A 16355-nucleotide genomic window follows, 5' to 3' on the forward strand; every position below is an offset into this window, starting at 1 on the left:
AATTCTATAAATTCGGGTTCAGACAAAAACGCCAGTATGCGGCCGTGAGGACACAGCCGCCGGGCGATAAAATCCACCTAAATCCGAAATCGAACATTCGAAATCCGACATTCCAAATCACACCCTGATATAAATTTTCCGCTTATCAAGTATATAGGCAACCAGCCAGCAGACCAGCATAAAGCTGATGGCAAACAATAATGAACCTATGGGGCCGGGAGCTATGGTTTGATAAAAAGCAGTATTGATCCAGTCGACAGCATTGGTGCCGCTTATGATGATCATGCTTACCGGAATCAGTAATATTTCAGACAGTACATAAATGGGCAGCGGATTTTTACCCATGGTGGTAAAAAAGAGTGCCCAGTTACCTTTGTTCCAGCTATTGATCTCGAGCGCGTAGATCAATGCCGACAGGATCACCAGATCAAGTCCTGTAGTAACCAGCACAAATGAGCTTGTCCAAAGTTTTTTATTGATCGGGAAAACCATGTTCCAGCACAGGGCCAAAAAGATGAACAAACAGCCGGTTAATAACAGCTTGGTGGTAGTATCATAGCCCTTTCCTTTTTGCTGGATGAATTTACCAGCATAATAGCCTACCACTACATTAACGATGGCTGGTAAGGTACTTAGCACACCTTCCGGTTCAAACGGAATCCCCTCGCCGTGATACAGGTGATCAACACCAAACAAAAATTTATCAAGATAGATGCCTGCATTGCCGGTCATGCTCAGCGGATCGGCCGGGTTGCCATAAACAAGCAGGATGATCCAGTAGATAACCAGAAATAGCCCTGATAAAATAAACACCGACCGTTTCGACAGGAAATGGATCATGAGCGATGCAAAACAGTAGCACAAAGCTATACGCTGCAGAACGCCCATAATACGGGTGTGAGCAATGGGTTTTAAATGAAAATGACCGCCACCGGTTGAAAAGAACGGAAACCAGTACATCAGATATCCTATCAAAAATATGAGCAGGGTACGCCTGAAAATCTTACTTAGCACAGCTGCATTACCCATTTCCTGGTAACGCTTCATAGAAAAGCTCATGGCGTTGCCTACTGCAAACAAAAAGGAAGGGAACACAAGATCGGTTGGGGTGAAGCCGTGCCATGCGGCGTGTTCAAGGGGCGAAAAAGCGGCTGCTCCGCTTCCCGGCGTATTTACAATGATCATGAAGCATAAAGTCATGCCACGAAATACATCCAGCGATAAAAACCGCGATGATGATTTGTCCATAAATGGGTTAAAAAAGTTTATAATCAGCTTGTTTAAAAAGCAGGGATGTTAAGGCAAGATAATAAACTTACCGGGAAACGTATTCCCCGGTAAGTTGTAAGTCGTTACAAAACGGAACGCCTCCAGTTTAATAGCTTTCGGCTTTGCGTGTTTTGCTTTTAGCTTTAATTAATGGTAGCCCGGGTTTTGTTTCAGCACCGGTGATCCGCCTTTTACACTAAGGTCAATTTCTCTTTGTGGTATAGGATAATATTCGTTTTTGCCTTTAAGGAATTTGCCATTCTTAACATCATTGGTAATAGTGCTTTGAAAGGCAACGTAAGCGTTAAGCTCGGTATCGGCAATGCCCCAGCGTACCAGGTCAAAAAAGCGGTGGCCTTCCATTGCCAGCTCTATTTTGCGCTCAAAGTATATGGCCTTCAATGCAAAATCCTTGCTTGCAAAAGCGCCGCCCGGATAAGGGCTCACTTTATAATTAGCCGCAGGCTCGTCGGTAAAGCCGCCTGTTGGATCTTCATCATCTGTGTATTTGTGTACAAAGCCGGCGGGATTAGCGGCGCGGTTACGTACCTGGTTTACATAGCTTTCGGCTTTATCCAAAGTACCAACCTGAACTTCAACTTCGGCGGCCATCAGCAGTACATCGGCATAACGGATCAGGTTGTAATTAATGCCTGAACCTGGTGCCCATGAGGTGTTATCACCATTGGTTTCCTGTTCGGCCTGTCCGTATACGTTTTTAAGCGGCGAATAAGGGCCGGCATAATCCTGGTCGCGGATCCAGTCGGCACCTGGGTGTAAGCCCCAGTCAAGATAAGGGATACCACGGCGGCCGGCAGTCCAGTCTAAACGAGGGTCGATAGTGCCTGCATCCGGTGTAAAGGCTTTTGCTGAGGCAACGTTCATGTCAGTTTTAATGGCGTGGCTGTTATAATCATCAAGATAAGGCAAGCCTGTTGTTGGGTTAGTGCGGAAGTGATTTGCCAGATCAACCGATGGCTGGTAAAAGCCACAGCAGCTGAACGGACTACTGTTACCGTAAGGAAAGTTCAGCATATCGCCGTTGTTGGCCTGCGAAGGGCCGTTAGGATCGGCATTGGCAGCAGCCTGAACTGCAAATACAGATTCGGCGCTGTTGTTGGTAGCCGTGCGGAAGTTGTCGTTAAACTTTGCATTAAGGGCATATTTTTTGCCGTTGGCAGTTACGCCCTGTGCTATCACCGCATCAAAAATTGGCTTGGCATCGGTGTATTTATGCTCAAAAAGGTATGTTTTGGCTAAGTATGCGCCTGCTGCCCATTTGTTTGCCCTGCCTGCGTCTGGTTGCGTAGTTGGCAGATTGGCGTAAGCGTATTTAAAATCATCCTCAATCTTGGCCCATATATCAACACCCGAGTTTGGCTGGTTGATATCGGTAGTAGTTTCGTCAAGGTAAGGAACGTTGTTGAACATCTTTTTCAGATCGAAATAGTAATGCGCCCTTAAAAACCTGGTTTGTGCCAACAGGTTAGTTTTATTTGCATCAGCTATTTTAGGAATGCTCATGATTGATTTTATGGTGTTATTGCAACGTGAAACACCTTCATAATCGGCTCGCCATTTACTGTCGAAAAAGCCGTTACTGCCATCCGAGTTATATTTCATGATGGGTTCTATAGGGGTTTGGTCACCCGCCACACTACCTTTTGAAGCATCGCCGCCGGCAACACCACCGTAGATCCAGTTATCTGGTGCTGCTTCCCATGCGCCGCCGCCGCCAACTGCAGCATCGCCGCCCTGCTGACCATCAAGAACTGCGTAGGCCCCTATCAGCAGCTCATTTGCGCCTGCTTCAGTTTGCAGAAACTGTGGTTCAAGAGCTCCGGTAAGTGGCTTTTCTAAATATGATTTTTTACATGCGCTAAGTGCCAAGGCTCCCAGCAGTATCGTTGTAATATGTTTTATTGCTTTCATCGTAATCCTTCTTGAATAATCTGTTATAATGAAAAGTTAACACCGAATAAAAATGTGCGCGGACTGCCATAGCTGCCCTCGTCAATACCGAACGTGCTCGTAGAGCCACTCAACTCCGGATCGACACCTTTATACCCGGTAATGGTAAACAAGTTGGTTGCCGAAGCATAGATCCTTAGTTTTTGTACACCTATTTTTTTAAGGCTGTTCAGGTTAAATGAATAGCCGATCTGCGCGTTACGCAGCCGCACATAAGTGCCATTTTCGACAAAGTAAGAGTTTGGTGTTGAGCCGCTGCTGGTTGAGGCATCAAGCTCCTGGATTGGTGCTTTTGCATTATGGTTGGTTGGTGTCCACGAGTCATACAAAGCGGTATGGCTTTTAGCGGTTTCAAACGATGAATAAAAATCTGTCCAGTATTTTACGTTGTTCCAGATCTTGCCGCCAAATGAACCATACAGGAATACACTTGCGTCGAAGTTTTTGTAGCTAACACTAAGGTTAAGCCCTGCAGTAACTTTGGGGTTCGGGTTACCGATAAAGGTGCGGTCGGCATCGGTAATTATCCCATCGCCGTTAACGTCTTTATATTTAAAACGGCCTACTTTAACGTCCGTTTGGTAAACCTCATTAGGGTCGCCGGTAATTTTTTGTGCCGATGCGTTGGCCGCATCTATTTCAGCCTGTGTATTCCAGAAACCATCTGTTTGGTAACCGTAAAATTCACCTAATGAATGGCCAACCTGGTTACGGCTTATGAAGTTGTCAAACCTGCCCGAATGATCTCCATAGAAATAATCCGCACCGGTTGATACGGTTTTAATTTTGTTATTGTAGGTAGTAAATGTTCCTGTGGTGGTAAAGCTCAGGTCGCTGTTGGCTTTGAAATTGCCGGTTACCGATATATCAAGACCATCAGTTTTCATTTTACCAACATTTATGAACGGTACCGCTCCGTTACCTGCTGTTCCTAATTGCGGTGCATTAAATAACAGGTCGCGGATGTCTTTACGATAGTAGTCAGCAGTAACAGAAAGTTCTCCGTTAAACAATGTGGCATCAAAGCCAAAGTTGGTGTTGATATCTTTTTCCCATTTAGCATTAGGATTAGCTATCTGGGCCTGGAAGAAACCGGGAACAATATTCGGACCGCCATTTATAGGATAATAAGACTGGCCTATGGCAGTATTAAACGTTGTGAAAGCGTTTTCAGGGTTGATATTGATCTGGTTACCCATGATACCCCAACCACCCCTGAATTTCAGGTCGGTGATCCACTTGGTGTCTTTCAGGAAGCTTTCCTGCGAGATACGCCAGCCTGCACTAAATGACGGGAAATAACCGTATTTGTTGTTTTCTGAAAACTCAGATGCTCCATCCCGGCGAATTGTTGAGTTGAACAAGTACTTGTCATCATAGGCATAATCAAAGCGTGCAAACTCTGAAAAAAGTGAGTGCGAGCTTTTATTACTATAGTTACTACCAGGAGTGCCGGTTGAAAGGTTTACATAGTTAGGATCAAACGAGTAATAGTTTTTACTGTTTGCGCCAAGGCTGGAGTTATAATATGAAACAGCCTCAGTACCTACCAGGGCTTTTATACTATGCTTCCCGAATTCGCGCTGATAGGTCAGCGTATTTGTCCACAGGTAATTGTAATTGCTGTATGAATCTTCGCTGTAGCTGTTTGTTAACGAGTTTTCAACGTTTTCATAAGTGGGATAAGAAAAAGCATGATCATGCCCGTTGGCAATATCGCCGCCAAAGCTTGTACGTAAAGTAAGGCCTTTGATGATATCCGCCTCAGCAAAAATATTACCCAATATGCGGTAATCAATAGCACCGTTAACAGCACTGCGGTTTTGGATAGCAACAGGGTTGTTGGCGTCGCCTAAGCCTGCACCATAACTACCGGCGTAATTGCCTTTAATGTCATAAACAGGAATAATGGGCTGCTCACGGATGGCCATCGTGATCACACCATCCGGGTCGTTGGTACTTACCTTAGGGTTTTTGGTGATGGTATAAGCCAGGTTTTCACCTACGCGAATGTGTTTGGTTAAGTTGAAGGTTGTATTTGAACGCAGGCTGTACCGTTTTTGATAAGTATCAATCAAAGTACCCTGCTGGTTAAAATAATTTAAGGAGAATAAGTAGCTGGCCTGATCAGTACTGCCGCTAACCGAAAGGTTATGGCTTGTTATCGGGGCGTTCTTAAAAAGAGCATGATACCAGTCGGTACCCGCTTTGTTTGCCTTAGTTATGCGATAGAAGCTGTTATAATCGTCGGGCGATGTGAAGTTGGGGTTCACATAATATAGGGATGGATTAACAGACGGATCGCCTTCTTTTGCACCGGCCGGTGTAATATAATCAGGCAGGGTGTAGGTTGAACTGGTGCCCTCCGGGTTGTATTGTGCATCTGTGAAATCGGTAATGCCCGAGTTTTTCTGCGCGGTCATTTTCAGGGTGGCCATATCTTTCGGACTTAAAATATTCCAAACATTGCCGCCTTTAGGTTTTTGCGTACCATAGTAAGCATCGTACTGGATGTTTACTTTGCCTTTACCTTTTTTGGTGGTAATGATAATAACACCGTTGGCAGCCCTCGAACCATAAATAGATGCGGAGCTGGCATCTTTCAATACCTGGAACGATTCAACATCATTAGGGTTGATAGTGCTTACGTCGGTTGTTTCCACACCATCAACTACATATAAAGGTGTGTTGATGCCAAAGGTATTAAAGCCGCGGATGTGGATCTGCGGATCTTCGCCCGGTTGGCCTGAACCGGTAACCGTAACGCCTGATGCCTGGCCCTGTAGCTGGTTGATAACTGATGATGAAGCCTGTTTGTTAAGATCTTTAACATTAACTACGGAAACAGCGCCGGTGAGGTCTTTCTTTTTCTGTGTAGTGTAACCAACCACAACCACCTCGTTCAGTGCTTTTGACTCTTCAAGCAGGGTTACATTAATGGTTGTTTGCCCGTTTACCGGTACGGCTTGCGCGGTAAAACCTAAAAAGCCGAATTCGAGCGTACCTTTGCCATCGGGCATGGTAAGGGTATATTTACCATTGATGTCGGTAACTGTTCCCAAATTACTGCCCCGAAGTTTTACACTTACCCCCGGTAAGGGCTGACCGCCGATGTCTTTAACCACACCTGTTACGGTTAAAGTGACAATAGGTTTTTCATCGGCCGGTTTTATGATGATGATATCATCAACCACCTGGAAAGTTAAGGGCTGTTTTTGCAGCACCTTCTGCATCACGGTTTCAATAGGCGCATCCTGCACGTCCACGTTTATTTTCTTGTCAACATCAACCTGGTCAAGCCTGTAAAAAACAGTGTATTTACTGCTTTTTTCAATCTGCTTAAACATTTGCTTAACAGAAATATTGTTTACACTAAAGTTGTAAACGTTTTGTGAATAAGCGGCAGCGTGTATTTGCATAATGCCCGTTAAGAGCAGAACGGTTACCAGCTTCATAATTTTGATCGTTTTTTGCCACGGGCCGGCGGCCAGAATGGACTTTCTGTAAAAATTAATCATAAATTTGTTTGTTAATCAGTTAATACGATGCTTCCCCAAGCGTAGGGTATTAGCTTTGATTGCTTTAGCCCGGGCGTGTTGGTAGCACATCCGGGTTTTTTATGTAAAAGAGAATGTTAGTGTTTCATCATAGTTTCCTTTTTTGGTTTTAGTTAGTTGTTAATCATTATTGTTGTTTCGTGTAATGTTTACTGTATTGCCGTTTACCGAATAATCGATAGCGGTATTGGCCTTTATGATAGCCAGCACCTTTTCAATACTCGGGATGTTTTTGAAGCTGCCCGAATAGCGGATGCCGCTCAATTCGGCATCGGTCATGTTTATGGTTACATTATATCTTCGTTCCAGTACTTTGGCTATTTCGCTAAGCGTGGTGCCGTCAAACACCAGCAGGTTTTCCTTCCAGCCGTCATAACGGTCAAGCTTGGCCGAGTCGATCTCTGATACCTGGATCTCGTTCAGGTTTTTGGTATCAGGAGCGGTATAGCTATAGTTTTCCTTTTTAGGGCGATAGTAGATCCTGAGCATCTGCCGCGGCTTTACATAAATGCGGCTCATTTCATGGGCGTTGTTATCCACATTTCCTTCAACCGATACCTCCCCTTTTACCACTGTAGTTTCAAAGAACGGGTCAGAAGCATATGCTTTCAGGTTAAACTTAGTGCCGATATCCCTTATCGTGTAGTTTTTTGTGTTAACAATAAAGGGGATCTCCTTTTTGCCGGGGGCGATATCAAAAAAAGCTTCGCCTTCCAGGTAAACTGTACGGGTTGTTTTGCCAAAATCGGCGGTATAATTAAGCTTGCTGCCCGCGTTAAGCCAAACCTGTGTGCCGTCGCTCAAAACAATTTTTTTAATGGCGCCGGGGTTAGCGGCTATTTGCCTTACACTTTCTACGTTTTTTGAATATCTGTTATATAAGGTGGCGGTAACCGCCGCAAGTAAAGCAATAGCGGCTGCGGCTTTACCCCAGGTGATCAGCCTTGCATAGCGCGATGGCTGCCTGGGCTCTATATCGGCCGAAAGCTTATTGTAGGCATGATCTTTATTTACAACCGCCGGCTGCAGGTAAAGCATATTATGCCAGGTTTCGTACAGTTGTGCAAAATACTGCTCGTTCTCGGGGTGCGCACTTATCCACTGTTTAACCTGCTCAAGCTCCTGTGCGGTTGCTTCGCCGGTTATATATTTTACCAACAGTAGTTTTACTTCTTCGTTATCCATTTGTAATATTATCGTTAAGACAATCGAAAAAACGGATACCCTCAAAGCAGGATGAAATATTTTTCAATTTTATTCGGCAGCGGGGAGAAATGCACTCCTCATATTGCGCGTAACTGTTTTTTTACAGAATGTTTAGGGTTAGCTTTTCATTATTTCCATATTAAATTTGATACAGAACGAAAAATTTTATAACTTGTTAAAGTTTTTTAAAAAGTATTCGGATTAATTAAATGCAGGATTAATGATCCAGGAAAACAAACCTCCTATAACCTCATTTACACAGGGTGACGCGAAAGCGTTTGAAGCCCTGTTTAGGCTATACTATACCCGGCTAACTTTGTTTTCCAACCGTTTTGTGAACGATTTAACTATTGCCGAAGAAATTACTGCTGACGTGTTTACCCACCTGTGGGAGCGTGGGCATGAGGTTAACTTTTGTGCATCAGTAAGTTCCTATCTTTTTAAAATGGTGCAAAACCGGAGCCTCAATTACCTTAAGCGCCAGAAAATAGAAAACCTTTACGTTAATTACCTCGAAAAAAATAACCTGTTTGATGAGCTGCGCAACACGCTCGAAAATGGATTGGAAGAAAAGGAGCTTGCCCTGCAGATAGAAGCCGCTATTGCCACCCTCCCCGAAAAATGCCGCGAGATTTTTGTGCTGAGCCGTTTCAGCGATATGAAGTACCGCGAAATTGCCGTACAACTCAATATCTCCCCCAAAACGGTTGAGCGCCAAATGAGCATCGCCCTTGAAAAATTACGCCAGGTGTTAAAGCATGTGACGTATATGCTTTTTTAAGGGAGGTTAGCGTAACTCCCCTAGGCGTCATTGCGAGGTACGAAGCAATCGCGAACTATACAGAGAGAATTGCATAGCCGCTCTGCCAATTGGGGACTGCTTCGTGCCTCGCAATGACATAAAGAAGAAAACTGAACGGTATATCTAATTCAAAAACACCTCATCCAAAAACACCCAGCCCGGTTTGCCTTTAGCCGGATGCCATGCCGGAACACTTTTTATAGGCTGGGCAACCAGTTTTATGCATGACACCTTTTGGGCCGATCTTAACTTACAATCCATCGGGATCAACGCAAACTGATCGGCTTGGTTAGGTATTGCTGTTTTAACCGTGCTTAATAGTTTCATATGATCCTGGTCAGCCCCGCCCCAAATTTCAACCCCGGCGGGTAAAAAGATCTGCGAGCCTATATTGCGCATTACATTAAGGCTCACCGAATGCAGGTCAATTGGGTTGTTGAACCACATAATAACTGCCAGGTCTTTTTGTGATGCCAGCCATTTACCGTTGCCAAAATTGCCCCCGCCTAATTCTTTATCAATGATGGTTTTTGCGCCATCACCCTTGTATTTATCATCAGGATATTTGATAAAGCTGATACTATCGGGTGTATAGGCACATTTGTAAACATTAAACTGTACTGTATCGCTGCCCTTCCAACCAGCTTTAAATGCTCTTGCTTTTATCACTGTACTTTGGGTAAATACAACGCCCGGTTTATAGGATGCAGTATTGATACTATCAGGTACAGAACCATCTGTGGTGTACCTGATATCGGCTCCTTTTATTGGGTTGCTAAGCTGTAAGGCATAGCTCTGCTTAAATATAACCGAAGTGTTCTTTAACTGCGGACTGGTAAGCTTCATTACCTTACCGTCATCTTTGAAGCCGGTTAACAGGTTAAGCTTAGGGTTTTGTTTTTGAAGCGATTGCAGATCGGCAGGGTTCAGGCCGCTATCCCATACCGCCAGTTCATTAAGGCTTTTTATCCCGATGAGTTGCTTTACATCGGCTACATTGAGCTTAACCCCGGCAAGCGAAACGCTTTTGAGATATTTTAAACCGGTTAATTCTTTTAGCCCCTTGCCGGTAACATCGCTGAAATTGAGGTTTAGCCTGCGCAGGTTTTCAAATTTGGCAACGGTTTTCAGGTCGGCATCCTTTACGGGCATCTTGTTCAGATCGAGCGATACTACCTGCTTTTTTATCGGATTTAATTCGTCAAGCACCTTAACATTATAAGTGCTTTTATTGTAGATATTAACCGCCAGCGCCGGCGATTCATTGGCCAGCGGATATACAGCACGGTAGTTATTATTCAGCTTTTGGATATCCTTTTCATTAGCAGCCGAAAAACCATAAACCTCTTCTTCGCTTTCTGCGGGTTTTAAACGGGTGGCGGCGATCATCCGCAATGAATCGGAAGTAGGCAGGTCGACCACTTTTTTGCTGAAACCGGCTTTGCTTTTTATCCACAGGTAAAGGAGCATTTTTTCATCATCGGTAAGCTGGGTTTTACCTGTTGGCGGCATGTGCTTCTTTTCGGTTTCAGGCAGGTGTACGCGTTGCAATAGTAAGCTCATGGCTGGGTCGCCAGCTACAAATAGTTTGCCGTTTTTACCGCCTTTCATTATTGCTGCCGAATCGGTAAGCATGAGGCCACCCTTCATTTTATCGGGATTATGGCAGCTTTGGCATTTTACCTCGAATATGGGGCGGATAACGTCGTTATAAACCAGCGCCTGGTCTATGGGTACGGCATTTTTACTTCTGTCCATCACCGGGCCCAAAACAAAATCATTGCCGTGGGTAAGGTTGCCGCCCAGATGCCCGGCAAGAATCAAACAGAAAACGGTTATCACTGCTCCTGCCTTAGCCAGCCTTACAGTATATTTTGAAGTGTGGCGGATGAGATATACACCATAGCCTGTAAATGCCACGCTTACGCCAAACCATTTATGCCATTGTAAAGTGTCGCTCTCGTATCCCGGTTCCCTCGAGAGGAACAAGCCCATGATCACCGTTATGGAGGATAGCAGTGCGCCTAAAAGCAGCAGGTAGCTTGTAAAAGTTTGATACAGTTTTTCATTAACAAACTCTTCCCGGTAACGGAAAAACTCCATCACCATGGCCAGCATCAGTATCACAATTGGAAAATGCAGGATGAGCGGGTGCATGCGGCCAACCGGTTGCAGCCAGCGCGGCACAACCAGGCTATCGCCTGCTATGAGTAGTACAATAATGAAAATATTGAGCGCAAATAGCGCCGCCTCTGCAAAACCTTTATGGCTGCTTTTCATAAACGCCGGACTGTGTTTAGTTAAACCCTGGTAAATTTATAAGGGTACACCTTGCCCGATGCCCATTGTGCCACATACAAATTCTCGTCGTTATCCACACAAACATCATGCGGGTTCAGGAAGATCTTTTCGGCCTGTGCCATAGGTTGCAGCACGCCGTCGGTATACACAGGTTCGGTGCCGCCGAGGTTTGATACTACCTTATTATTCTTATCCAATATGGTGGTGAAGCCCGTGTTTTCCTTGCCCAAATCAGGTGAGCGAAGCACAGCAGCATACAAGTGATCTCCTTTTATTACCGGGCGGCAAACGCATGCGCCTGGTAGCTTGATCACTTCCTGCAATTTGCCATCCATACTGAAACGTTTGAAGCAGTTGCGCGTACGGTCGGTAACTAATAATGTCGGTGTACTGTACCGCCTGTCTATCACGATACCATGGGCGTTATCCAAATGTTCATCCCCTTCACCTTTGCCGCCAAAGAAGCCTTTTAACTTGCCATCTTTATCATAATGGGTAACATACTGTGCACCGTAGCCGTCTGCTATAAAAATATCGCCGTTGGTGTCGATAGTGGTTTCGGTGGGAACAAATTCTTCAGCTTTTTTATATACGCCGGTTTCCAGTGGTACGTCAATGGTCATTAAGATACGGCCGTCCAGCGTAGTTTTATAAACCTGGTGTTTTACGGTATCGGTAATGAACAATACTTCGGTGCCGTTTTCATTAAACAGGGTTAGGCCATGTGCGCCAGGGAAGTCATGCCCCCAGGTGCTTAGCAGCTTGCCCGATTTATTATAGATGAGCACATTGTTCTTAGTTTCGTTGGTAAGCAGCAAAATGCGGCCTTTGGAATCCTGCACCATCTCATGGCAATCATTCACCGGGTTTATCTGTGAGTCGGCCTTGCTCCAGTTTTTATCCATGCGGTAGCGCATATTGCCATGGCCGTAAATTGGCCCGTCATCTTTGGCTAACATGTCCTTAGCTATAAAAAAGCCTGCTGATAAAACTGAAGTGTACTTAATAAATTCTCTTCTTTCCATACCGTTGATTTTTATGATTGCGTTGATCTCGCTGATATTATTTATTTTGATTCCTTGTCCATCCCGTCATTGCGAGGTACGAAGCAATCGCGAACTGTACAGGGCGGATCTGCTTAGCCGCTCTGCCTCTTGGGGATTGCTTCGTGCCTCGCAATGACGGGTTAAAATTTATGGTTTACCACGGGATACGCTGCGCTAATCCCGCGGCAGTTGTTTACGCTATTATCCCCTTCACCACATTACCGGCCACATCGGTTAACCTGTACCTCCTGCCCTGGCTTTTAAAAGTTAGTTTTTTATGGTCGATGCCCAATTGATTTAAAATGGTGGCATGAAAGTCATGTACATGCACCGGGTCTTTTACAATGTTATAGCCAAACTCATCGGTTTCGCCGTAAACTATGCCAGGTTTGATGCCACCGCCGGCCATCCAGATGCTGAAACAGCGTGGATGATGATCACGACCGTAATTGGCTTTTTCCAGTTTGCCCTGGCTGTAATTGGTGCGACCGAACTCGCCGCCCCAGATCACTAGCGTTTCGTCAAGCAGGCCGCGTTGTTTCAGGTCGGTAACTAACGCTGCCGATGCCTGGTCGACATCTTTGGCCTGACCGGCCATTTCCTGCGGCAGGTTGCTGTGCTGGTCCCAGCCCTGATGATACAGTTGTACAAAGCGAACCCCGTTTTCTGAAAGCTTACGGGCCAGTAAACAGTTTGCTGCGTAAGTGCCGGGAATAAGGCATTCCGGCCCATACATTTTTACAATATCGTCCGACTCCTTGCTTACATCCATAATTTCGGGTACGGCGGTTTGCATGCGGTAGGCCATTTCATATTGTTGTACCTTGGTATTTATCTCCGGGTCGCCAAACTCTTTATAGTTCATGTCGTTAAGCGCGGCCAGGTTGTCCAGCATTTTACGGCGCTCGTGGCGGTTCAGTCCTTCGGGATCATTTAAGTACAGGATAGGGTCTTCGCCGCTGCTAAATTGTACGCCCTGGTGAATGGAATCTAAAAAACCATTACTCCACAGTTTGGAATAAACCCCCTGTCCGTTTCCTTTTCCTTTAGAGAGCAGAACGGTAAATGCAGGCAGATTTTTGTTCTCGCTGCCGAGGCCGTAGCTTACCCACGATCCCATGCTTGGACGGTTGCCCTGCTGTGCGCCGGTCTGGAAAAAAGTAAGTGCCGGATCATGGTTAATGGCATCAGTGTTCAGGGAGCGGATGATGCAGATATCATCGGCAATTTTGCCTATGTGCGGGAACATGTCGCTGATCCAGGCGCGCGACTCGCCGTATTGTTTAAAATCATAAAATGAACCCACCAGCGGAAACGAAGCCTGTTTGGCCGTCATGCCGGTAAGGATCTGGTTGCCTCGCACAGATGCCGGCAGCTCCTGCCCCATCATTTCGCGCAGCTTGGGTTTATAATCAAATGATTCCAGTTGCGAAGGCGCACCATCCTGGAACAGGTAGATCACTCGCTTGGCTTTTGGCGCAAAGTTGGGAATGCCGGGAATAAAATCAGCTTCGGCCTCATCTCCTTTTCCGCTAAACAGATCGGGTATGAGTAATGAACCCAGGGCCACGCTGCCAATGCCCAAACTGAGCCTTGAAAGGAACCTTCGCCGGTTAATATTAAGCCTGCTCTCTAAAAAATCTTTTTCCATGTGCTCAGGTTTTTGTTATTGCTTCTTCCAAATTATACATGGTGTCAACCACTTTCATCATGGCTGCCAGGGTTACTTTATCCAGCTGATCCGGTACCGGCGACTCGCCTACGGCAAGCAGCTTTTCGGCATCGGCTTTTTTCATGGTTTTTAACTCATCGGCATAGTATGAGGTTAAAATGTCCAGCTCTTTTTGCTGCGGATGCCGGGACAGGATCAGCCGGAACGCTTTGGTGATTTTTTCTGTCGATGTGCTTTTATCCTGTAAAAGTTTTGCGGCTAAAACCCTTGCGCTTTCCAGTACAGTTGGGTCGTTAAGCATCACCAAAGCCTGTAATGGGGTATTGGTGCGCAGGCGTTTCACCTCGCACTGGTCGCGGTTGCTGGCATCAAAAATACCCAGTGACGCAGGCGGAACCGTGCGCTTAATCAGCGTGTACATACCTCTTCTATAAAGGTTAGGCCCATGTACCTGTTTATAATTTGCCAAAATCCCCCTGCCCGATGTGGCGTTTTCCCAAAGCCCCGGCGGCTGGTAAGGGTTAACACTCGGGCCTCCGATAGTTGGGTTAAGCAATCCGCTGCTGGCCAAAACCAAGTCGCGTACAAACTCTGCCGGTAAACGACCTCTTGAGCCCCGGGCCAATAAGGTATTATCAGGATCGGTTTTTAGCTTTTCGGGCGTTACTGCTGCCGATTGCCGGTAGGTGGCCGACATGACTATTTGCTTCACCAGCCGTTTGATATCCCAGCCATGATCACGGAAATCAACAGCGAGCCAATCCAGCAGTTGGGGGTGCGATGGCAGGTCGCCCTGCATCCCAAAATCGCCCGAGCTTTTTACAATGCCCTTGCCAAAAAATTCCTGCCACATCTGGTTTACAAACACACGGGCAGTAAGCGGGTTGTTTTTGTTGAACAGCCATTCGGCCAAACCTAAGCGGTTTTTAGGGTAGTTATTGGTGAATGGTAATATCGATTTGGGCGTACCGGCTTGCACTTCATCGCCATGGGCATCATAATTACCGCGTTTAAGGATATAGGTTGACCGCACCTTGTCACTATCGGTCATGATGGATACGATAAGCTTATCGGTATCGCGCTTGTTCACAAAGGTCAGAATCTTTTTAACATCCTCATTGCTGATCTGCATCATGGGGTTCTTGGCGTAGGTTTCGGGGCCGCCTACGGTTGATTGCAGCCCAACTTCCTTCACATTGTTAAAAAAGGCATAAACCTGGTAGTACTCTTTTTGCGAAAAAGGATCGTATTTGTGATCGTGACAATGGGCGCATTCAAGCGTAACGCCCAGCATGGCTTTACCAAAGGTGTTGGTACGGTCGGTTACATAACTTACACGGTATTCCTCGTCAATTACGCCGCCTTCTTCAGTTATTTTATGGTTGCGGTTAAAACCGGTAGCCAGTAATTGTTCTTTAGTGGCATTGGGAAGCTTATCGCCGGCCAGCTGCCAGGTGATAAATTTATCATAAGGCAGGTTTTCGTTATAAGCATGGATCACCCAATCGCGCCATGGCCATTGTGTACGGTAGTTGTCATCCTGGTACCCGTGCGAGTCGGCGTAGCGTGAAACGTCTAACCAGTGCAGCGCCATTTTTTCGCCGTATTGCGGGGTAGCCATGAGCTTGTCAACCATTTTTTCGTAGGCATTGGGACTTTTGTCGGTTAAAAATTCGTCCATTAATGCAAGGGATGGCGGCAGACCGGTAAGATCTAAGGATATGCGCTTCAGCAAACGTTCTTTATCGGCTTCGGGATTGGGCTCCAGGTTTGCCTGTTCCATTTTTTGCAATACGAAGTTATCGATAGCGTTTTTAGGCCATGTGGTATTTTTCACTGCCGGGACAGGATAATTTCGCGGGGTAACGAAAGCCCAGTGCTTCTCATATTTAGCACCCTGCTTTATCCATTTATGAATGAGCTCAACTTCATAGGGCGAAAGCCTTTTCAGGTTGGAGGATGCCGGGGGCATCTGCTCGGTAGTGTCTTTGGTAGAGATACGGCGATAAACCTCGGATTGCATTGGCTCACCAGGAACCAGCGCGTGCGACGACGGATTATCTTTTAACGCGTGATAAGCACTTTCAGCGATATCCAGTCTTAAATCTGCTTCGCGATGACTTGCATCTGGACCATGGCATTTGAAGCATTTATCTGAAAGGATAGGCCGGATATTAAAGTTGTAGCTGATGGTATCGGGCACCTGTTCTTCGGCCACTCCGCTGGATGAATGGCAGGAATAAAACGTGTACAGCATGCAGATGGCTATTGTAAGCCACACATAATACAACTTCCGGTACATGGGTTTATAATTGGTTAAACAGAAACTAAAGTTATGCAATTTATAGTACAATTTGCAAATACATATTTGTGTACCGCAATCGATTTATGGGCTCAATATAGTATGAAAAACTTTATGTTCATACATTTTGTACAAATGTTTTTACATATGGGTTATTGAGAGCTTTGGTAGAGAGGTATTGGGAAAATAGCGTAAGTGCAATAAATTGGGCTTAGGGGCTAACATTTAG

The 16355-nt window shown here is 45.6% G+C and carries 9 protein-coding genes; 1 reads left to right on the forward strand and 8 read right to left on the reverse strand.

The features are described 5' to 3' along the window. Positions 1-117: 117 nt before the first annotated feature. From AC1DUD_RS18370 to AC1DUD_RS18385, 4 genes are all read right to left on the reverse strand, one after another. Complete coding sequence (locus tag AC1DUD_RS18370; RefSeq protein WP_477376971.1) at positions 118-1248, reverse strand: acyltransferase family protein; 1131 nt, start codon at positions 1246-1248, stop codon at positions 118-120. 168 nt (positions 1249-1416) lie between these two features. Continuing rightward, entirely contained in the window at positions 1417-3201 is a 1785-nt protein-coding gene (locus tag AC1DUD_RS18375) for a RagB/SusD family nutrient uptake outer membrane protein (protein ID WP_477376974.1), read from the reverse strand. Between the two features lie 23 nt (positions 3202-3224). Beyond that, positions 3225-6695 carry a TonB-dependent receptor gene (locus AC1DUD_RS18380; RefSeq protein ID WP_477376976.1) on the reverse strand — a complete coding sequence of 1157 codons (3471 nt, stop codon included), beginning with the start codon at positions 6693-6695 and terminating at the stop codon, positions 3225-3227. A 222-nt stretch (positions 6696-6917) separates the two neighbouring features. After that, on the reverse strand, positions 6918-7982 hold the full coding sequence (locus AC1DUD_RS18385; protein WP_477376978.1) for a FecR family protein: 1065 nt from the start codon (positions 7980-7982) through the stop codon (positions 6918-6920). Positions 7983-8223: 241 nt separating this feature from the next. On the opposite strand from AC1DUD_RS18385, the gene AC1DUD_RS18390 reads away from it, so the two are divergent. Next, entirely contained in the window at positions 8224-8784 is a 561-nt protein-coding gene (locus tag AC1DUD_RS18390) for an RNA polymerase sigma-70 factor (protein WP_477376980.1), read from the forward strand. Positions 8785-8928: 144 nt separating this feature from the next. Here the strand turns inward: AC1DUD_RS18390 and AC1DUD_RS18395 are convergent, their stop codons facing one another. The 4 genes from AC1DUD_RS18395 to AC1DUD_RS18410 all read right to left on the reverse strand — a co-directional run bounded on the left by AC1DUD_RS18395 (position 8929) and on the right by AC1DUD_RS18410 (position 16126). Further along, a complete protein-coding gene (locus tag AC1DUD_RS18395; protein ID WP_477376982.1) occupies positions 8929-11085 on the reverse strand; it encodes a c-type cytochrome domain-containing protein in 2157 nt (718 codons plus the stop codon). Between the two features lie 20 nt (positions 11086-11105). Beyond that, the gene (locus AC1DUD_RS18400) at positions 11106-12131 is read right to left on the reverse strand and encodes an NHL repeat-containing protein (protein WP_477376984.1); all 1026 of its coding nucleotides are present in this window, start codon (positions 12129-12131) and stop codon (positions 11106-11108) included. Between the two features lie 214 nt (positions 12132-12345). Further along, positions 12346-13803 (reverse strand): DUF1501 domain-containing protein, encoded by a 1458-nt coding sequence (locus AC1DUD_RS18405; protein ID WP_477376986.1) that lies wholly within the window; start codon positions 13801-13803, stop codon positions 12346-12348. A 4-nt stretch (positions 13804-13807) separates the two neighbouring features. Continuing rightward, the gene (locus AC1DUD_RS18410; RefSeq protein ID WP_477376988.1) at positions 13808-16126 is read right to left on the reverse strand and encodes a PSD1 and planctomycete cytochrome C domain-containing protein; all 2319 of its coding nucleotides are present in this window, start codon (positions 16124-16126) and stop codon (positions 13808-13810) included. Positions 16127-16355 lie beyond the last annotated feature (229 nt).

Source organism: Mucilaginibacter sp. P4_A11, assembly GCF_056402535.1.